This is a genomic window from Pseudomonas sp. AC083, from assembly GCF_979253165.1.
The window spans coordinates 1-266 of record NZ_CEEDDH010000170.1 but is presented as its reverse complement, the minus strand read 5'-3'; the positions used below and the strand labels follow the sequence as shown (position 1 = coordinate 266).

Sequence of the window (266 nt, the reverse complement as noted above, 5' to 3'; positions counted from 1 at the left end):
GAACACTTTCCAAACGACAGCCCCTGTTTGTTGTTTGATTTCTTTTGCGTCATCCTGCGTTTCATCTCCATGAAGCTGTACGATATCTAAAGGTATCTGTTTTGTGATCTCGCGCACTTTTTGAATCTTTTCATTTACAAATACACCGGCAATCTTTTTCTTACACTTTGTTTGGGTGAGCCATTGTTTCACTTGATCTGGCTGGACTTGTCTTTTACTTGGAGCAAAAATAAATCCGATGGCATCTGCGTGAGATTGCGCAATAC

Annotated in this window: 1 protein-coding gene; it reads right to left on the bottom strand. The window is 40.6% G+C overall.

Going from position 1 to position 266, the window contains the following annotated elements; all coding sequences use genetic code 11:
• A partial coding sequence (gene trpF / locus AC0IXA_RS27600) for a phosphoribosylanthranilate isomerase (protein WP_471814930.1) occupies window positions 1-266 on the bottom strand: 266 nt, incomplete at both ends.